The sequence below is a fragment of the Pseudoalteromonas sp. UCD-33C genome (genome assembly GCF_001306895.1).
Classification (GTDB): domain Bacteria; phylum Pseudomonadota; class Gammaproteobacteria; order Enterobacterales; family Alteromonadaceae; genus Pseudoalteromonas.
This window is the reverse complement of sequence record NZ_LJTB01000003.1, coordinates 116,115-135,711: the sequence shown is the minus strand read 5'-3', so window position 1 is coordinate 135,711 and position 19,597 is coordinate 116,115. Positions and strand designations below refer to the sequence as shown.

Below are 19,597 nucleotides of genomic sequence, written 5' to 3'. Positions count from 1 at the left end.
AGAAGACGTTATCGTCTGAACTCATCACTTTGTGGAAGATTAATTAAAATAAGTACTGCACCTTTACCACCAAATTCAAGAGGCGCTTGGTGCATAGCAATCACATCAGGGTGTTGAACTAAATATTGCGGTACCTTGTGTTTAAGTATGCGCTCACCAATGCCATGCACAACACAAGCGCAATAGTAATGCTGTTTTTTACACTCATGAATTAAACCTGCCAACTCATCTTTGGCTAATTCTTTATTTAAGCCATGTAAATCAAGGGTTAAATCTGGTGGGTAATCTCCACGGCGAAGTTGTTTTGCTAAAAAGCTATCGTGACCTGGTTTGACATAACTTACGGTGCCATGAGTGTCGATGTCTGGTACATATTCATCAGAAAAGAAAAATTCTGCCTGATGTTGCTTTTTTTGCTGGGAAAATTGCTTCGCTTGTGACACTTTAGGCTTATTGGTGAATCGAATAGTGTCTTGTTTAAATGCTTTGGCACCACTGATACTCTGACGAAATAAGTCAATATCGTCAGTGCTAATGTGGTTGTTGGCGTGGGGATCTTTTTTCATGGCGGCAGTCTAAACAAAAAAACGCTAAAAATCGAGTAAAAACCAACTGAAAAGACGGTACAATACGCGTCAGAACAGACTTTGAAAGTTAAGGAACATACATGAACCATTTCCAGATAGAAGACGCAATTTTAGACGAGGCAATTGCAGAACTTTCAACGTTGCATGATTGGTTACGTTGGACAACCAGTCAATTTGCCAGCAGTGGTATTTTCTTTGGGCACGGCACAGATAATGCGTGGGATGAAGCAGTTAGCTTACTATTACCTGCATTAAGTTTGCCAATAGATGCGCCAAAAGAGTTAATGCATGCGCGTTTAACCAGCACCGAGAAAAACCGTTTAGCTGAACTAATTGCAGAGCGTATTAATGATTGTACGCCAGTACCGTACCTGACCAACACAGCGTGGTTTGCAGGTATGCCGTTTTATGTTGATGAGCGTGTGTTAATTCCACGTTCGCCATTTGCTGAGTTAATTAACAATCGCTTTGCGCCTTGGTTAGAAGAGCCAAGCTCAGTAACGCGCATTCTTGATTTATGTACCGGTTCTGCATGTATCGCTATTGCACTTGCACAAGCATTTGAAGATGCACAGGTTGATGCGGTTGATATTTCATATGAAGCGCTCGAAGTTGCTGATATTAATATTAGCGATTACATGCTAAATGACCGTGTACTGCCAATTCAGTCAGATGTGTTTAGTGGCGTTCCGGGTCAAAAATATGACCTGATCGTAGCTAATCCACCGTATGTTGATGCTGAAGATATGGCTGATTTACCACGTGAATTCCATCACGAGCCTGAGCTTGGTTTAGCATCGGGTCATGATGGTCTTGATGTTACTCGCACCATCCTAGCTGAAGCTGCAGAGCATCTAACTGATAACGGTTTGTTATTTGTCGAAGTTGGTAACTCTATGGTACATATGGAAGAGCTGTACCCAGGCGCACCATTTGAGTGGGTTGAATTTGAACAAGGTGGTCTTGGCGTGTTTGTGATCAGCAAACAGCAACTTGTTAACTATTTCGAAGATTAACAGCAGATTTTAAAAGCCGAGCCTGAGGGCTCGGTCTCAGTAGTCATTAGGAATGAGGAAAATTAATGGCAGGTAATAGCATCGGGCAACTATTTAAAGTGTCCACCTTTGGTGAAAGCCACGGCGTTGCATTAGGCGGCGTTGTTGATGGCACACCAGCAGGCCTTGAAATTAGCGAGGCCGATTTACAAATTGATTTAGACCGTCGCAAGCCGGGGCAAAGTCGTTATACAACACAGCGCCGCGAAAGTGACGAAGTAAAAATTCTTTCTGGTGTATTCGAAGGTAAAACCACAGGTACTAGCATTGGTTTACTGATTGAAAACACCGATCAACGTTCAAAAGATTACGGCAAAATTGCCGAGGTATTTCGCCCAGGTCATGGTGATTATACCTATTGGCATAAATACGGTATTCGTGATTACCGAGGGGGTGGTCGCTCTTCTGCCCGTGAAACGGCGATTCGTGTAGCGGCAGGTGCAATTGCAAAAAAATACCTTAAACAATTTCATGGTATTGAAGTGCGGGCATGTTTGAGCCAGCTTGGGCCAATTAAAGCTGAAGATTACAACTGGGATGAAGTAGAAAACAATGCATTTTTCTTCCCTGATCCGAGTAAATTAGGCGCGCTTGATGAATATATGCGCGACCTAAAAAAACAAGGTGATTCGGTAGGCGCTAAAGTTAAAGTGGTTGCTAAAAATGTGCCTGTTGGTCTTGGTGAGCCAGTATTTGATCGCCTAGATGCAGAGCTTGCACACTCATTAATGAGCATTAATGCGGTAAAAGGCGTTGAGATTGGTGACGGCTTTGATGTGGTTGAGCAAAAAGGCTCTGAGCACCGTGATGAGTTAACTCCAGATGGTTTCACATCAAATCACGCGGGTGGTGTACTTGCAGGTATCTCGACAGGGCAAGACATCATTGCCTCTATCGCACTTAAGCCAACTTCAAGCATTACCATTCCGGGTAACAGCATTAATACCAGCAACGAAGCGGTAGAGATGATCACCAAAGGACGTCATGACCCATGTGTAGGTATTCGTGCAATTCCTATTGCTGAGGCGATGATGGCGATTACCTTAATGGATCACTTATTGCGCCAACGTGGTCAAAACCCACATGTAAGCCACGAACATGGACCAATCAAAGGTTCGATTTAAGCGCGACTTTAAATAAAGTAAACGCAGTTAATGAGCGCGATGATTATCATCGCGCTTTTTTATGCCTGTTAGAATTTTAATAAGGGGAGTAGGCTGTGTTTGCTATCAGTCCACATGGTCAGTTCGCTAAATGGGTAGCGTTTCATGGGCGACAAATCACTGATAGATACACGATTTAAAAAAGCCTGATTATCAGTTAGCACTACCCAGTCTGAGCCTATGCCTGATGGGCTATGGCCTTGATAGCTAAACTTTAACATTGCTTTATTAAAATGTTGGCTATGTGCCTGTAATACAGGCAGTAAGTCGATATGATTATTTGAAATATGCACAATCAATACGCCATTTTCATTGAGCCTTTGCCAATAAAGTGAAATTGCTTCTTGGGTTAGCAAATGCGCAGGAATTACATCACTTGAAAATGCATCAATAATCAAGACGTCAAATACTTCGTCCGCATTATTTTTTAGCGCAATACGACCATCCCCTAAGCTGACTGTGAGCTTGGCTTTACTGTTTTCTAAATATGAGAAATAGCGCTTTGCCATCTCGACCACAGCAGGGTTTAACTCAAAAAAGTGAATACTATCCTGTTGGTCTGCAAACCGCGCTAAAACGCCTGCACCCAAACCAATGACGCCAATGTTTAGTGCGCTGTGTTGCTTTAGTATGGCAAGTGATTTAGCGACACCAGTATGCTGATGGTAATAACTTTGCTCAAACTGTTGGTTTGGATTTAGTGGCTCTGAGCCATGAATCGTGGTGCCGTCAATTAAGCGCCTTTCTTTTATTGATTGAGTGTTTATATCTTTTACCGCTAAATAGCCATAAAAGTTGCGGCTAGTGGCAACGTTATATTGGTTAAAGTTTACTGCTAAAAAGCAATAGCATGCTAACCAAGCGATGGAGCTGGTTGCGAGAGTGAATTTGAGCTGTTTTGTCTTTGTTTTAGCATTTAATTGGAAGTAGCACACAAAACTAAAAATAACCGCTAATGTAAGTAAATACTCGTCAATCTGGACAAATACCAATGGGGCAATGAGCGTACTGAAAAGCGACCCTAACACACCACCAAGGGCGATATAAAAATAAAAAATGGTAAATTGCTCGTTTTCAGGGGCTTTGTTTCTCAGCTCACCATGACAGACCATACAGGCGGTTAATAGAATCAGGCTGTAAATTATAAGCTGGGCTAGGGCATTGAATAAGCTGCCAAAATAAAACATCAGCAGACCTGCAAAAGCCGAAAATATAAACACATATGCCCACACATGACGCTGATAATTAGCTCTGTTGGCAAACGTATAACTAAAGGTGAGCAAGTATATTACAAGAGGTAACGACCAAAGTAATGGCATGGGTGGAATATTAGTGCTGATCATATGCGTGGTAGATACCAACATGGCTGAGCTTAAGGCACTTAATAACAGCCATTGACCTTTACCTTTTAAAAGCGTGACAGGCCTAGTTTGAATAGATGCTTTTGATAAATCGGGTGCTTTTTTGAGTAAAAATATTACTAGAAGTGCTAATAACAAGCAGTAGCTGATAAGTCCAAATAGCCAATATGTAGTTTGCTGCTCTAAAGAAAATAGTAATTCATAAACGAGTGGGTAGCTCATTAACGCCAGTAAAGAGCCCAAGTTTGAGATGGAATACCAATGGTAAGGCACCTGTGCTGAAGCAGTTTGCACATACCATCTTTGTAAAAGTACGCTGGTAGCGCTCAGTAGAATAAATATTGGACCAATTTCTATAAATAAATTAACAAACACCGCAAGCGCAGGTGGCCAATTTGTGAGATTTGGGGCTGCAAATTCTGTCACAACAATGAGTGTGGCAAAGGTGACTAAAACTATATGGGTGACTACCTGCAACTTAATATGAAAGCGCCCTATGTTATGCGCATAGAAATAGCCAATAAGTAACATGACTTGATAAAACACTAAACTCGCAGACCAGATAGAGGCACCACCACCAAATTGCGGTAGAAGTTGCTTTGAAAGCATCGGCTGAATTTGAAAAATTAAAAAAGCACTGATGAAAATAGTGAGCGTTGATAAATATTTATACATTGTTTTTATTACCTATTTTGAGATAGCAAAAACAATCTATTAGCCAGATTAAAGTGACAATGGAGTAACGCTTGAGTTTCTCTTAAGAAAACCTTAATCTTTGATTCGTAAATATTTATTGGAGAAGTCAGTGGCGCGTTATCGAATCGGCAAATTTGCAATTGATGAGAGTCGATGTTTAATTTCATCGCAAGATTATGAGCAAATAGTCGAGCCAAAGGTCATGGATGTATTACATACCCTTTATTTAAATAAAGGTGAAGTTGTAAGCCAAGAAGTAATCTTTGCAAATGTGTGGCCTAATGCTACCTACAACCCAAGTTCGGTACAGCGTTGTATCGCATTACTACGAAAAGCACTCCAAGAAGATGCCAAAAATCCGCAGTATATAATTACACACCCTAAGCGCGGTTATAGCCTTGAAAAAGTAACACAGGGGCAGAGCAAAAAACTAAAAGCGCAAAATCTTGGGTTGCTGTTTTTTTTACTAGTAAGCCTTATCGCTACTGCGTGGCAACTAATCCCTAAACAGCAAGATACTGCTCACTTTACCCAGCTGATGCCACTCACTTCGAGTGAACTAAATGAAGCTAATTTGTCACTTTCACATAGTGGTAAGTACCTTGCTTTTGTTAGAGGTGATAAAGGAAGTCAGCAAATTTGGCTTAAAGAGCTTGCGACAGAGCGAGAAGTGAGGCTGACTGAAGATGCTGCAAGCTACTATGCTTTGGGGTGGTCGACCTCCGATAATGCGATTGCGTTTGTGAAAAGTACAGAGCAGAAACAACATCTAAACACTATAAGCATTGATTTATCTAAATTTCAGCCATTAGAACAAGCGACGGTGAGTGTTTTTGATGACACCGTTGTAACCAGTCACCACATCGATTGGCATGCTGATAAGCTTTATTACATAGAAAAGGATAAACTACACAACGATACTCGACTCGTTTCACTTAACTTAGAATCTAAACAAAAAGCACATTTACTAGCTGCCACACAGCAAGATTGGTTACTTGTTAATGCGTTATCGAAAGACGGCCGTATAGTCGCAATGGGGATTGAAGCGGGGCAAAACAAATACCGTATTGATGTACTCGACCTAGCCAGTAAAAAAATACAAACTATTGCCATTATAGAAAACGGTATTCAAGGATTAAGTTGGCACCCGAATAATCAAGCACTATTGATTAGCCAACGAAATCAGCTTATTAATTTAGAGCTTGATGGTGAGCAGCAGTTAATTTCATTTAATAATTATCAAATAATTCGTGATGCCCAGTACACACCAGACGCTGAAGCCATTTTGATGGAGCTAGTGAATGTTGATGTAGATATTGTTAGCCAAACACGTGCCACCCCTGACAAATTGACCAAACTCGTAGATACCTCATCGATCGACTTTCTACCCGTGTTTTCGCCAGACTCAACTAAATTTGTTTTTGAGTCTCATCGTTTTGGATTAAAGCAATTATTTTTATACGATAATGGTAAGCAAACGCGCATTTTTGCTAACCCTGATAACCATGAGTTATTTGGTATTGTTTGGAGCCAAGACGCACGGCAGGTTTACACCGCAAGTAAAGATACATTGTTTAAAATTGATTTAAGCAGTGGCACTTATGAAACAATTCCCCATGGAAATCACTCTTTTTACTTGCGAGAAATGTATCACAATCAAGACGCGATTTTGGTTTCATATCGAGCGGAGGATGGACAGACGTTTCATCCGGCAAAATTCGATTTAACAAGCCTAAATTTGACACCTTTCACAGGCTCAGGGAAACGTTTAAGCTGCTATGGCATGGATTTAGATGAGCAAGATCAGATCTATTTTTCAAATAGCAACGAAGTGTTTCGAGTTAATAGCCGAGGAGATACTGAGACTGTTTGGCAAGCTGCTAATAATGACATCATTGGTATATCTGTAAGTAACCAGCAATTAGCGGTCACTATGGAGCATGCTGATACCATTAATTTCCAACGTATTGATTTGGCAACCGCTGCAACAGAAAGTTGGCAATTAACTCAACCTAAGCAACATATGCTGATCAACAGTGCCCATGATTTAACAGAGTTTTTATACCTTACAGAGCCTAATAGAACTCGTAAGTTAGTAAAACTTCTTTAGCTTGATATGTTTTTTACGTATTAATCAACTCCACAAGCTGCTTAAGCTGCTCATGACTGAGTGGGTTGTGGGCATGATTACCGTAAAGCAGCACGATATCAATGACAGGCAATACCGGAAGTGAGGTACCGCAGATCTCTTCCACACCTGATTGCATGCTTATTCGCGCCATACTGCCAATTGCCAGTCCCTGTTTAATCAAGCCATGTAACGCTCCCGCTGAGCCACAACAGGCAATAATATTAAAACGACGCTCGGCTTTTAATAGACCCTCAATACTGGCTTGGTGAAACTTACAGTCTCGTTGAAACAAGGCGATAGGAAGTGGGGTTGAATCGTTAATCTCAAAAGCAGGGCTTTTCACCCACACGCCTTGGCTTGATTGCAATAAGTAGCCTTCTTCGCTGTCTGGCGAGCGAGTGGCAATCACCAAATCGAGCATACCTTGGTCTAGTTTGGCTCTGAGCTCAGTACTAGGGGCGCAGCTTATTTGTAAATCCAGTGCATTAAACTGTTGGTGTAAAGCATCAACAAGCTCTGGTAGTAAAGAGTGGGCATAGTCATCAGGACAACCAATGCGCACACGTATATTGCCAGTGCCTGCTTTTAATTGCTTAAAGGCTTCATCATGAAGCGCTATCAATTGCTTTGCATAGCTTGCTAGCTGGTGGCCTTGATGGCTTAGCACCAACTGACGGCCTTGCTTTTCAAATAGCGGACTTGCGAGGTCTTGTTCAAGCTTTTTCATTTGCATACTTACCGCAGATTGGGTTCTGCAAATTTGTGCTGCAGCGCGGGTGAAGCTGCCTGTATCAACAAAGGCACAAAAAGTTCTGAGGGCATCAATATCCATAATGTATCAGCTTTTCTTATAGGTAGCATAAAAACAATTGGCAAGTAATTACCCAATTGCTGTTTTATAGTGAGCCTAATCTAAACGTTAAAGGAAGCACAATGCAATTATTTATTGGCAATAAAAACTACTCAACTTGGTCATTGCGGGCGTGGTATTTGCTGAGTAAATTCAATATCTCTTTTACAGAGCTGCAATTAGTTTTAGATACGCCTGAGTTTTATGAAGCATTAAAAAGTAAGTTTCCCGTGCAAAAAGTGCCGGCCCTTATTGATGCTGAATTAATCGTGTGGGATTCACTCGCTATTTGTGAATACATCAATGATGCTTATCTAAATGGTGCTGCTTGGCCTAGTGAAATAGCCCAAAGAGCAAAAGCGCGCAGTCTAGCGGCTGAGATGCACTCTGGTTTTGCTGCACTTCGCAGTGAAATGCCAATGAATATTCGCGCTAACAGGCATGTTGAATTATCAGAGCAAGCTAAAAAAGACATTGCGCGTATCGATGAGATATTTTCTGCTCAGCAGCAAAGTTACCCTAATGCATGGTTATTTGGTGAGTTCTCTATTGTTGATGCGATGTTTGCACCTGTGGTGCTGCGCTTCAAAACGTATCAGGTGGAGCTTTCGCATGCTGCACAAGCTTATTGCCAGCACGTACTTAGTTGCTCGGTAATGCAAAGCTGGATCAGCGAAGCCCTTAAAGAAACCGATATTGTAGACTGTGATGAAGCGGGTGAAGAAATCAACTAACTGAAATTTAGAATATTTTCCTATTTAATTTATTGTCTACTATACTTTTATTTGGGGTTTTTTGTAGTATTTTTATACAAAAATACTAGTTTAATTAGTGAATATACACTCTATACTAGAGTAGTTGCTCTTTAATCGAACACCCCCCTTTCGTAGTAGGCATTTATTTATGGGCGCTTTTGCAGCAAAATTATTTAATCAAGATATGACGATAGATCGCTATGCCTGTCAATTTAAGTCGCTGCAGGTAGAGCAAATATTTTTACAAAGTAAATTTGCACAAGATAAAAAAATAGCGCAATTTTTTTGCTGCATAATTGCTTTAGTTACCACGCTTGTAACCTTCTTCGATAAGATGATTATTCAAGCTTCATTTTGGCCTGATATTGCTCTAACTGGCCGAATTATTATGGTTTCAGTATGCGTACTTAGTGCTTTTGGTCTGAGTTATATCAAAACTATCCAGTTATTTCGTTTGGTGATATCTGTATTTATGCTGTTCTTATTTTTGAATATGCAGTTTATGGCTATTACTTATGAACGTTTTTACATTCTGCATATGTTTTTTGATTTAATCATTTTGATTACATTTTACTTTTCGACCTTAGTATCAATTAAGTTATCTGTATTTTTAAGTACTTTATATAGTGCACTTGCTATCTCTGTTATCTATTTTAATAAAGAAATTTCTAACCACTCTCTTTATATGGTCATTTTAGCGCATCTGGCGGCTAACTTAGCAGGCATGATCATGGCTGCTCACGAACATATTATCCGTAGGGAGCTATTTGTCAGAAATGCTCAGCTTGCGCAACTTGCTCACGAAATGAAAACCCAAGCACTTAGAGACTCACTCACTCAACTGCCAAACAGACGCGCTTTTGATAATGCTTACCCAGAGTACCAAAGGCTCACTCAGCAGCAACAGGGTGAGTCAAAACAGGTGTGCGTCATTTTGGCAGATATTGATTATTTTAAACGTGTTAACGATACCCACGGTCATGAGGTAGGAGATGTGGTATTACAATATTTTTCTGCATTTTTAACGCAGTCGTTGCGTACCTCAGATGATGTATATCGCTTCGGTGGTGAAGAGTTTGTTATTGTGTTGCCATTATGTTCAGTGCCAGATGCTACTGTCATTATTAATAGTATGATCTCACGGCTGAATGCTGAGATGTTCCAAGTTGAGGGGTTATCTCTACCGATCCGAGCAAGTTTTGGTTTGACTGTGATGCGAGAAGAAGAACAAAAGTTAGTAATTGCAAGGGCTGATGCTGCGCTATATCAGGCTAAAGATGCTGGGCGTAATCAATTAGTTATTAAACTTTAACAGCTTTAATATGAGTTAAAACATGTACCTTATAGTCATTTCGGTATAATCTTTAATCAGATTATTTTCTTAGATTAGCAAGCAAGGAGTCGCGAATGCTAACACGCCACGATAAAGGGTATAAAATTTCAATTAGGGCCAGTGTTCTGCTGGTATTTGTCCTTGCAAGCTTACTCACAGCCGTGGTGGCGATTAGTCTGCATTATTACTTTAGTGAAAAGCTGATACTGCAAACTAAATCTGAGCAATTTAAACAAACTAGCCAACAAATAGCCGATCACATCACCCGAATCAATGAGCGTGCCGATAATACCTTGAGCGTGATGATCCACGACACGCGACTCTTTTCGAATAGCCAAGATAATAAAGAGATTTTACAGCATGTATTGCTCGAAATTTTAACGCGCCATCCAGACTTTTATTCGCTTTTTCTTGGTCATGCTAATGGCGACTTATTACAGGTTATTAATTTAAAAGGCTATGCCAAGCTTCCTTCATCGTTTCAACTTGATGAAGACGATCATTGGCTGGTGTATCAAATTACAGGGCAGGGCAGCGATCGTAAGCAAGTAACCACGTATTTAGACGAGTCGCTCAACGTTCGTAAAAGAGACACTAAAGCGACAGATTACGACCCGCGCACCCGTGTTTGGTTTCAGGATGCAATCAGTACTTCGGTGACGAAAACTGAGCAGTACGTGTTTAACGTATTTGATGTACCAGGTTATACCTATGCAATTAAATCAGCGCAAACAGGCGATGTATTAGCGATTGATATTGCCAGTGCAAGTTTGAATCACTTCTTAACCGCACAACAAACTAAAATGAAGCACTTAGTTGAAAGTGAAATGTATGTTTATCGGGGTGATGGCGAGATTATTGCGAGCAGTAAAAATCAAAGCCATCAGCATAGTTTTGCTGATTTATCCCAGTTAGTTAAATTAGATGAGCAGCAATCAGGGCTTGCCAATAAAGCGCATCAATTTGGTAAAATGCTGAGCGTACATGAAAAGGGGATAGAAAAGTACATGTTTGTGCTGCCTCTGCCGCTCAGTAGCGATATGCAATCTGATGAAGTGGATTATTTTACAGTACTGGTATCTAAAGATGATGTATTAGCAGTAATTAAAGAAAAAATACGAATTTCAATTTTAGTCACGGGTTTATTTTTACTCTTGCTGCTGCCCGTTTCTTGGTTTTTTGCCTCTTCAATCGTTAATCCAATACTTAAACTAGTGGGTGAGAATAAAAAAATTCAACAGCGCGATTACAATGAGGTATCAACGCTTTCGAGCCATATTTTAGAAATTCATTATTTAGCTAGTTCGATGGTCGATATGAGTCGCTCCATTGAGCAACATGAAGATTCTCAAAAAGCGCTGATGGAGTCCTTTGTTGAGCTTATTGCGCAAGCCATTGATGATAAATCTCCCTATACGGCAGGGCATTGTGAGCGGGTGCCAGAGCTGGGTATTTGGCTTGCTGATGCAGCATCTGGTTCAACAGATGAGGCGTTTTCTGAGTTCAGCTTTAAAACCCCTGATGAGCGACGCGAGTTTCGTTTAGCAGCGTGGTTGCACGATTGCGGTAAAATCACCACACCAGAGCATATTGTTGATAAAGGCACTAAGCTCGAAACCATTTATAACCGTATTCATGAAGTACGCACCCGGTTTGAAGTGCTGCTGCGTGATGCAAAAATTGCTTACTATGAGCAACTATTAGCGCACCCAGAGCAGCAATCTGTGCTTAAGCAAAAGCTTGAGCAACAAACTGAAAAGTTACACGCAGACTTTAGCTTTATTGCTGCCTGTAATATTGGTGGTGAGTTTATGGATGAAGAGCAGCTGTCTCGTTTACATGAGGTTGCTAGCATTAAGTGGCAGCGTCATTTTGACGCTAGTTTAGGTTTATCGCCCCTTGAAGAAATGCGTATGGCTGATTTGAAGAATCAGCATTTACCTGTCGAAGAGTCACTGCTAAGCGATAAGCCAAGTGATTTAATTCCACACGAAAAAGCCGTTGAGTACCCAGAGAGTTTAGGCATTAATATGGTCATTCCTGAGTATAAATATAACCTTGGCGAAGTGTATAACTTGTCGGTTGCACGGGGCACGTTAACAGCGGAAGACCGATTTAAGATCAATGAGCATGTGATCAGCACAATTCGTATGCTTGGAAGTGTGCCATTCCCTAAAGAATTAGCGAAAGTTCCGCGTTATGCGTCAACCCACCACGAAACCTTAAAAGGCACCGGTTATCCACGAAAATTAACCGCTGAGCAGTTATCAATACCTGAACGTGTGTTAGTACTTGCTGACATCTTCGAAGCATTAACCGCAGCAGATAGACCTTATAAAAAAGCGAAACCTCTGAGTGTTGCTATTGATATTTTAGCGAAAATGGTCGATGACGATCACATTGACCGTGACGTATTTGAGCTCTTTTTAACTTCAGGCATATACCTAAAATATGCAAAACAGTTTTTACATGAGTCGCAAATCGATTCGGTCGATATTCAAAAATATCTAAGATAATTATTTGCTTATGCTTTAGGCTAATATTGCAGTGTTTTTGTTTGTAATACAAAGTTATTGGTGTATAAAGATTATATAAGCTAATATTATTTACGAACAAAGCATTGCAAGGAGATGCATAAGTGCTGGTATCTGCTTTTCAAAAACTTAAACAAAAAATTCGTTTCTCGATTCGTCTTACCGTTGTCGCGGTGTTCGTATTAGCCACCTCATTAACAGCCCTGATTGCAATTAGCCTGCAATATTATTTCAGTGAAAAAATGGCTTTAGAAGCCAGTGTTAAAAACTTTAATTTAGCCACCGGCTCCGTTGCTGATTACCTTACTGGGGTGAATGAAAAGTCAGAAAACACATTAAGTGTGATGGTACAAAACAGCAGCCTTATCAGCGCCGACAGCGAAGATAAAAGTGAACTGAGAGATGTCATGAGCGAAATCATGCAGCTCAATCCATTGTTTTATGCCTTATATGTCGGCTATGAAAATGGTGACTTTTATGAATTAATTAATTTAGAAAGTAGTGAAATTGTTCGCCAGCAGTTGCAAGCCATCGAAGCAGATCGCTGGGTCGTGATCCACATTACCGGCGAAGGGGCTGAGCGTGTTCAGCATACTCATTACTTTGATCAGCAATTTAATTTGCGTATCTCTCAAACAAAGAGTACCAGCTATGATCCGCGAGAGCGTTTGTGGTTTAAGCAAGCAAACTCGACCCGAGTCAATAAAACCAAGCCGTATTTTTTCACCCACCTACAAGCTCCCGGGCAAACCTATTCGATAAAGTCGGCAAGAGAAAACAGTGTATTGGCGTTAGACGTGAGCTTATCGAGCATCTCTGAGTATTTAAGTAAACAGCAAAGTAAAATGAGCAGTCAGTATTTAAGTGAGCTGTATATTTACAATAAAGAAGGTGAAATTGTTGCCTCTAACCAACAAAAAAATGGCTTAGTATTGCCAAGGCTTGAAAAACTGCCTCTTACTGAAGATCAGCAAAGTGTATTGGCGAAGTACCCTTATTTAAGTGTTTCTAACGAAACCAATTGGCCACCAATGGACTTTAGTGTTGGCGGAAACCCAAAAGGCTATAGCATTGATTATATTAATGGTTTGGCTGAGTTACTTGGAATTAAGGTGACTTTTATTAATGGCTTTACCTGGGCTGAGTTTTTAAGCCAATTTGCAAAAGATGAAATAGACATTATTCAGCCTATTTTTAAAACGCCTGCCAATGAGCCGCTTGGTCTTATGAGCCAAACTATGGCGACCTTACCGTTCAGTATCATTACAGCAAAAGGGTCCACACCAATTGTTACTATGAAGCAGTTAGCAGGCAAACAGTTGGCTATAGGCGAGGGCTGGTCGGTGATTAAAGTGATCAAAGAGCACTTTCCCGACATCGATATTGTTGAGCTACCGAGTACTAAAGCGGTGCTTGATGCAGTAAGCCAAGGGCGCGTCTATGCTGGTTTAGATAACGAGGCGGTATTCAAGTACACCCAAAAGCAGTTTTTTATTGATGGTATTCAGTACAATCAACTTGATAGTTATAGCCATGATCTACTTCCCGATACCCTGCATTTATTGTTTCATCCAGAGGATGCAGCGCTTAAAGATTTAGTTGATATGGCAATCACTCAGTTGCCAAATTCGTACATTGCTGCTCTTGAGCGAAAGTGGTTAGGGAGCGATGCCAGTCAGCAAACACAAGTTATTGGCACTGTGCCATATCCTGAGTTTCTAACTTTAATTACAGATGAAACAAACTTTGCCCATTTACGTTTGATGACCCTAAATGGCATTGAAAAGTACGTGTATATCACTCCGCTTTCAGAAGGGGGCATTAATAGCGATTACTTAGCGATAGTGGTGCCGAAAGAGGGGGTACTAAGCTCTACCCGTGAGAAAATTAAGCTCTCTATTTTTATCACTGCCGCATGCTTAATTATGGTATTGCCGGTGTCGTGGTTTTTTGCCTCACCCATTGTTGCACCTATTAAGACCTTAGAGGGCGAAAACTTAAAGATAAAGCGGCGTCAGTTTGACCAAGTTTCAACGTTAAAAAGCAGTATTAAAGAAATCAATAACCTGGCCAACTCCATGGTGCAAATGAGTCAATCTATTCAGCAGCATGAGCAAAATCAAAAAGCCTTAATGGAATCATTTATTGAGCTTATTGCGCAGGCCATCGATGATAAATCGCCCTATACAGCAGGGCACTGCGAACGAGTACCAGAACTGGGCATTATGTTGGCCAAAGCGGCTTCAAGTTCCAATGAACACGCTTTTAAAGAGTTTGCCTTTAAAAATAAAGACGAGTTAAGAGAGTTTAGCCTCGCGGCTTGGCTACATGACTGCGGTAAAATCACCACCCCAGAGCATATCGTCGACAAAGGCACTAAGTTAGAAACCATTTATAACCGTATTCATGAAGTGCGTACACGTTTTGAAGTGCTATGGCGAGATGCAGAAATCGCTTATTTAAAAGCGTTGCAAAGCTCACCAGAAAAGCAACCAGAGCTTGAGGCCGAGCTTGGCAAACGCCAAGCACAATTACGCAGTGATTTTTCGTTTATCGCTGCGTGCAATGTGGGTGGCGAGTTTATGGATGAAGCAAGCCTTAAGCGTTTAGAGGCGCTCAGTAACATAACGTGGCAGCGACATTTTGACGATAAAATAGGCCTTTCGCCAGTTGAAGAACTACGCGTTCATAGTAATGATGAGCAGTTGCCTGTTACTGAAAAGCTACTTTCAGATAAGCCTGAACATCTGATCACCCATGATAAACCTATTGAGTATGACGAGCGCTTAGGCATTAAAGTAAGCATTCCTGAGTACAAGTATAATCTAGGTGAGCTGTATAACTTGCAAATTCAGCGCGGTACGTTAACAAATGAAGATCGCTTTAAAATTAATGAGCATATTATCAGTACCATTCGAATGCTCGATAATGTGCCGTTCCCTGAAGAATTAGCACGGGTGCCACGTTATGCCTCGACCCATCACGAAACTCTAAAAGGCACGGGGTATCCGCGTAAGTTATCTGCAGATGATTTATCGATACCTGAGCGTGTGCTAGTGCTGGCTGATATCTTCGAAGCATTAACCGCTGCCGATAGACCTTATAAAAAAGCCAAGCCACTCAGTGTTGCCATTGATATTTTAGCCAAGATGGTAGCCGATCAGCATGTTGATGAAGATGTGTTCAAATTATTTTTAACATCAGGTATTTACCTTGAATATGCAAAACGCTATTTAAACCCAGAGCAAATCGATGATGTTGATATCGCAAAATACCTGTAACTGAGGGCGGTTGCTTTTACTTTAGAGTGAAAAGTCCGTACAATTCGCCTCGTTTTTAGTGACGCTTTTAACGAGATGAATTCAAGCCGTATGCATCAGATTGCTGACTTAATCGCTATTTTTGAAAGCACCTTTTATCAAAGCCATAACACGCGTTTGATAAAGGGTGATGATGAACCTATTTACCTGCCTGCTGATGAGCAAACGCCTTATCACCAAATTGTGTTTGCCCACGGTTTTTATGCCAGTGCTTTACACGAAATTGCCCATTGGCTGGTGGCTGGTGAGGCACGTCGGTTAAAAGAAGATTATGGCTATTGGTATTGCCCAGATGGTCGTGATAAGCACCAGCAAGCTGAATTTGAAGCAGTTGAAGTAAAGCCCCAAGCTATAGAGTGGGCGCTCAGTACTGCAGCAGGTTTTGATTTTAATGTATCGGTTGATAATTTAAATGGCGAGCAAACCTGTCGATTCGATTTTCAAGCGCGAGTTCACCAGCAAGTGTTGAGCTTTTTAGCATCTGGCTTTAATCAGCGCACGACAGCACTTCTTAAAGCATTGAGTGATTTCTATAAAACCCCATGGCCACTATCGGCTGCTCAGTTTACGTGGCAGCGCGATTTTCATGGCAACCCAGGAGCTTTATCTGATGCAGTTTAAATTAGGTTTGATTGTAAATCCGGTTGCCGGCTTAGGTGGCAGTGTCGCACTAAAGGGCAGTGATGGCGCAGATACCGCCGCAAAAGCAATGCAACTTGGTGCTGAGCCAAAAGCAAACTTACGCACCCGAGCGGCACTTGAAGTGCTGCTTGCCCATCAAGATGACTTAATCATTTACACTGTAAACGGTGAAATGGGCGAGCAAACGGCAAAGCAACTAGGCTTTCAAAGCCAAGTTATTTACCAAACAAACGATATCACCACCCCAGATGACACAGAGCAGGCTGCCAAGCTATTAGTTGAGCAAGGTGTTGACCTTATTTTATTTGCGGGGGGCGATGGTACTGCCCGCAATATTTGCCATGCGGTTGGCGATAGCACTCCTGTATTAGGTATTCCTGCAGGCTGTAAAATTCATTCTGGGGTTTATGCTATTACCCCAAAAGCTGCTGGGCGTGTTGTTGAGATGCTAGTTAAAGGTGAACTTGTAAGCCTTGGCGATGCTGATGTGATGGATATCGACGAAGAAGCATTTCGCGAAGGCACGGTAAAAGCTAAGCGCTATGGTGAAATGCAAGTGCCTAGTGAAGTACGATATGTACAGGCAGTGAAAAATGGCGGTAAAGAAACCGATGAATTAGTGCTTGCCGATATAGCTGCCTATGTTGTTAGTGAAATGGATGAAGACTGCTTATATGTGATGGGCAGTGGTTCTACAGTCGCGGCAATTATGGAAGAAATGGGTCTTGAAAATACCTTGCTAGGTGTAGACTTAGTGGCAGACCAAGAGCTTATCGCGCAGGATTTAACTGCTCAGCAATTACTTGAACTCACACAAGGTAAAGAAACCAAATTGGTGATCACCTTAATTGGTGGCCAAGGCCATATCTTCGGCCGAGGTAATCAGCAATTAAGCCCTGCACTTATTCGTGCTATTGGCCGTGATAACATTATTGTTGTAGCCACTAAAACTAAATTACAGGCTTTAAATGGCCGACCACTGATTGCCGATACTGGTGACAGTGACTTAGACGATGAATTAAGTGGTTATATTCGCGTAACCACAGGTTTCAATGACCATATTATGTATGCAGTGGGTCATCAAGATGGGCTGCACCCAGAGGAGAAGTAACAATGAGTTTAGTAAGTTATATTGATGCAGCGCAGCAATATTTTGATGATTTAGTTGATAAAGCAACAGACGACGAGCTATTTGCTGGTGGTTATTTACGTGGTCACTTTGACTTAGCTGTAGGCTATGCACAAGTAGAAGAATTAAACTTATCGATTGATGAGTTAAACAATCAAGTTGAATCTAGCCTAGTTAAAGCTTATCGCAACGGTGAGCTAAACGAAGAAGATAAAGAGCTTGTTGTACGCTTATGGGATGAAGTTAAAGCACTTGCAGCCTAATCTAATTAAATAAAACTCTGTAAAGCGACCTGTGTCGCTTTTTTTACATAATCACTTTACCTTTATCAGGTAATCCCATTAACTTAAAATTTACCTTAGTAGTTAGATACGTTAAGGTTAATGAGATATTTTTCCAGGGAATTTGAAAATGAATAACAATAATGATGTGCAGGCACCAAGTGGTGCAATCGCACGTTTTCTAAATACCATAGAAAGGGTAGGTAACAAGCTACCTGATCCGGCGATTATATTCTTAGTCGCCATGCTACTTATTTGGTTTTTATCTTGGCTTTTCTCGGGCACTACATTTGATGCAATCGACCCGCGCACTGGCGAAGCCATCGTTGTAAATAACCTATTAGCAGGGGACTCCCTTGCCACCTTCTTATCTTCGATGGTTAAAACCTTCACTGGTTTTGCGCCGCTTGGTGTAGTGCTGGTTGCTATGTTAGGTGTTGGTGTTGCTGAGCATTCTGGCTTTATCAATACCGGCCTTAAATTAATGTTAAAAGTAACGCCTAAGCAGCTTTTAACACCATCTATTATTTTAGTGGCGATTGTCAGCCATACCGCAACTGATGCCGGTTACGTACTAGTTATCCCTCTTGCTGGGGTTATTTTCTATGCGATGGGGCGTCATCCGCTTGCAGGTATTGCAGCTGCGTTTGCTGGGGTAAGTGGTGGCTTTAGCGCAAACTTTATTCCGTCAGGGATTGACCCGTTACTGCAAAGCTTTACCCAAAGTGCGGCGCAAATTATTAACCCAGATATGGCGATTAACCCGCTCAATAACTGGTTTTTCACCTCAGCTTCGAGCTTATTTATTATCTTATTAGGCTGGTATATTACAGATAAAATCATCGAGCCGCGTTTACAGAACACACCACTTGATGGTGATACAGAAGACCTACCTGCCTTTGATGAAGCACGCAGTGATGAAAAACGTGCGTTCTATATTGCAAGCACAGTGATGATTGCAGGCCTTGCTCTACTTTGGTTTGTCTCAGCGCCAGCCGACTCAGCAATGCGAAGCAGTGATGGCTCGTTAACTAATTTCCGCTCACCGTTAATGCAATCAATTGTGCCACTTATCTTCTTACTGTTTTGGATCCCTGGTGCCGTCTACGGTTTTGCCGTGGGTACCTTTAAAAGCTCTAAAGATATGATCGATGCAATGAGTAAAGCGATGAGCGGCATGGCTTACTATATTGTTATGGCGTTCTTCTGTGCGTTATTTATTGCTGCATTTAGTAAGTCAAACCTAGGTGCATTACTTGCAATTGAAGGGGCGCAACTATTAAAAGCAATGGCTCTGCCAAGTTCAGTCACTGTGGTAGGTATTATCTTCTTAACGGCGTTCGTGAACCTATTTGTTGGCTCAAGCTCAGCAAAATGGGCGCTATTAGGGCCAATCTTTGTACCTATGCTGATGCAACTGGGTATTTCACCTGATTTAACGCAAGCTGCGTACCGTGTAGGTGACTCTAGTTCGAATATCATCACGCCGCTGATGCCATACTTCCCACTGGTTGTTGTGTACTGCCAAAAGTATGTTAAAGGCACCGGTATCGGCACCTTAATCGCGATGATGTTACCGTATTCAATCGCCTTCTTAATCGGTTGGAGTATCTTCTTACTCGCGTACTGGGGTTTAGGCATTCCACTAGGTCTTCAATCAAGCTACGCATACCCAGCCATCGGCTCATAACGATTAGAGTAACAAAGCCTCAGTCATCCAACTGAGGCTTTAAAAAACTGAAGTCTGATAGCTGACGGCT

General features: G+C 41.4%; 13 protein-coding genes and 1 pseudogene. 11 read left to right on the top strand and 3 right to left on the bottom strand.

The genetic code is table 11. From position 1 onward, the window contains the following. Positions 1–8 precede the first annotated feature (8 nt). The gene (smrB, locus tag AOG26_RS08690) at positions 9–566 is read right to left on the bottom strand and encodes an endonuclease SmrB (RefSeq protein WP_054562116.1); all 558 of its coding nucleotides are present in this window, start codon (positions 564–566) and stop codon (positions 9–11) included. A gap of 101 nt (positions 567–667) precedes the next feature. Here smrB and prmB point away from each other — a divergent pair, with 101 nt between their 5' ends. After that, positions 668–1,603 (top strand): 50S ribosomal protein L3 N(5)-glutamine methyltransferase, encoded by a 936-nt coding sequence (gene prmB / locus AOG26_RS08685; RefSeq protein ID WP_054562115.1) that lies wholly within the window; start codon positions 668–670, stop codon positions 1,601–1,603. Between the two features lie 65 nt (positions 1,604–1,668). Beyond that, complete coding sequence (gene aroC / locus AOG26_RS08680) at positions 1,669–2,766, top strand: chorismate synthase (protein ID WP_054562114.1); 1,098 nt, start codon at positions 1,669–1,671, stop codon at positions 2,764–2,766. Between the two features lie 68 nt (positions 2,767–2,834). Here aroC and AOG26_RS08675 read toward each other — a convergent pair whose 3' ends face one another. Next, a complete protein-coding gene (locus AOG26_RS08675; RefSeq protein ID WP_054562113.1) occupies positions 2,835–4,841 on the bottom strand; it encodes a fused MFS/spermidine synthase in 2,007 nt (668 codons plus the stop codon). Positions 4,842–4,971: 130 nt separating this feature from the next. Between AOG26_RS08675 and AOG26_RS08670 the strand changes: the two genes are divergently transcribed. Then, complete coding sequence (locus AOG26_RS08670; RefSeq protein ID WP_054562112.1) at positions 4,972–6,972, top strand: winged helix-turn-helix domain-containing protein; 2,001 nt, start codon at positions 4,972–4,974, stop codon at positions 6,970–6,972. A 13-nt stretch (positions 6,973–6,985) separates the two neighbouring features. Here AOG26_RS08670 and AOG26_RS08665 read toward each other — a convergent pair whose 3' ends face one another. Next, positions 6,986–7,825, bottom strand: a complete 840-nt coding sequence (locus AOG26_RS08665) for a LysR family transcriptional regulator (protein WP_054562111.1) — start codon at positions 7,823–7,825, stop codon at positions 6,986–6,988. Between the two features lie 101 nt (positions 7,826–7,926). Between AOG26_RS08665 and AOG26_RS08660 the strand changes: the two genes are divergently transcribed. The 8 genes and pseudogenes from AOG26_RS08660 (at position 7,927) to AOG26_RS08625 (ending at position 19,527) form a co-directional block, all read left to right on the top strand. Continuing rightward, positions 7,927–8,577, top strand: coding sequence for a glutathione S-transferase family protein (locus AOG26_RS08660; protein ID WP_054562110.1), 651 nt, complete (start codon positions 7,927–7,929; stop codon positions 8,575–8,577). Between the two features lie 169 nt (positions 8,578–8,746). Then, a complete protein-coding gene (locus tag AOG26_RS08655) occupies positions 8,747–9,910 on the top strand; it encodes a GGDEF domain-containing protein (protein WP_054562109.1) in 1,164 nt (387 codons plus the stop codon). Between the two features lie 944 nt (positions 9,911–10,854). After that, positions 10,855–12,447 (top strand): annotated as a pseudogene (locus AOG26_RS08650) (HD-GYP domain-containing protein); the annotation flags it as partial. A gap of 122 nt (positions 12,448–12,569) precedes the next feature. Further along, complete coding sequence (locus AOG26_RS08645; protein WP_054562107.1) at positions 12,570–15,746, top strand: HD domain-containing phosphohydrolase; 3,177 nt, start codon at positions 12,570–12,572, stop codon at positions 15,744–15,746. A gap of 90 nt (positions 15,747–15,836) precedes the next feature. Beyond that, positions 15,837–16,406: an elongation factor P hydroxylase gene (locus AOG26_RS08640; protein ID WP_054562343.1), complete on the top strand. Its 570-nt coding sequence runs from the start codon at positions 15,837–15,839 to the stop codon at positions 16,404–16,406. Then, a complete protein-coding gene (locus tag AOG26_RS08635; protein ID WP_054562106.1) occupies positions 16,396–17,538 on the top strand; it encodes an ATP-NAD kinase family protein in 1,143 nt (380 codons plus the stop codon). Before AOG26_RS08640 ends, AOG26_RS08635 begins: the two co-directional genes overlap by 11 nt. A 2-nt stretch (positions 17,539–17,540) precedes the next feature. Then, the gene (locus AOG26_RS08630) at positions 17,541–17,819 is read left to right on the top strand and encodes a YfcL family protein (RefSeq protein WP_054553188.1); all 279 of its coding nucleotides are present in this window, start codon (positions 17,541–17,543) and stop codon (positions 17,817–17,819) included. A 148-nt stretch (positions 17,820–17,967) separates the two neighbouring features. Beyond that, positions 17,968–19,527 (top strand): AbgT family transporter, encoded by a 1,560-nt coding sequence (locus AOG26_RS08625; RefSeq protein ID WP_054562105.1) that lies wholly within the window; start codon positions 17,968–17,970, stop codon positions 19,525–19,527. The last annotated feature ends 70 nt before the right edge of the window (positions 19,528–19,597 follow it).

Excerpts from the sequence above, each read along its gene's own strand:
- smrB (WP_054562116.1), bottom strand. The coding sequence starts at position 566 with ATGAAAAAAGATCCCCACGCCAACAACCACATTAGCACTGACGATATT.
- prmB (WP_054562115.1), top strand. The coding sequence starts at position 668 with ATGAACCATTTCCAGATAGAAGACGCAATTTTAGACGAGGCAATTGCA.
- aroC (WP_054562114.1), top strand. The coding sequence starts at position 1,669 with ATGGCAGGTAATAGCATCGGGCAACTATTTAAAGTGTCCACCTTTGGT.
- AOG26_RS08675 (WP_054562113.1), bottom strand. The coding sequence starts at position 4,841 with ATGTATAAATATTTATCAACGCTCACTATTTTCATCAGTGCTTTTTTA.
- AOG26_RS08665 (WP_054562111.1), bottom strand. The coding sequence starts at position 7,825 with ATGGATATTGATGCCCTCAGAACTTTTTGTGCCTTTGTTGATACAGGC.
- AOG26_RS08660 (WP_054562110.1), top strand. The coding sequence starts at position 7,927 with ATGCAATTATTTATTGGCAATAAAAACTACTCAACTTGGTCATTGCGG.
- AOG26_RS08655 (WP_054562109.1), top strand. The coding sequence starts at position 8,747 with ATGGGCGCTTTTGCAGCAAAATTATTTAATCAAGATATGACGATAGAT.
- AOG26_RS08640 (WP_054562343.1), top strand. The coding sequence starts at position 15,837 with ATGCATCAGATTGCTGACTTAATCGCTATTTTTGAAAGCACCTTTTAT.
- AOG26_RS08635 (WP_054562106.1), top strand. The coding sequence starts at position 16,396 with ATGCAGTTTAAATTAGGTTTGATTGTAAATCCGGTTGCCGGCTTAGGT.
- AOG26_RS08630 (WP_054553188.1), top strand. The coding sequence starts at position 17,541 with ATGAGTTTAGTAAGTTATATTGATGCAGCGCAGCAATATTTTGATGAT.
- AOG26_RS08625 (WP_054562105.1), top strand. The coding sequence starts at position 17,968 with ATGAATAACAATAATGATGTGCAGGCACCAAGTGGTGCAATCGCACGT.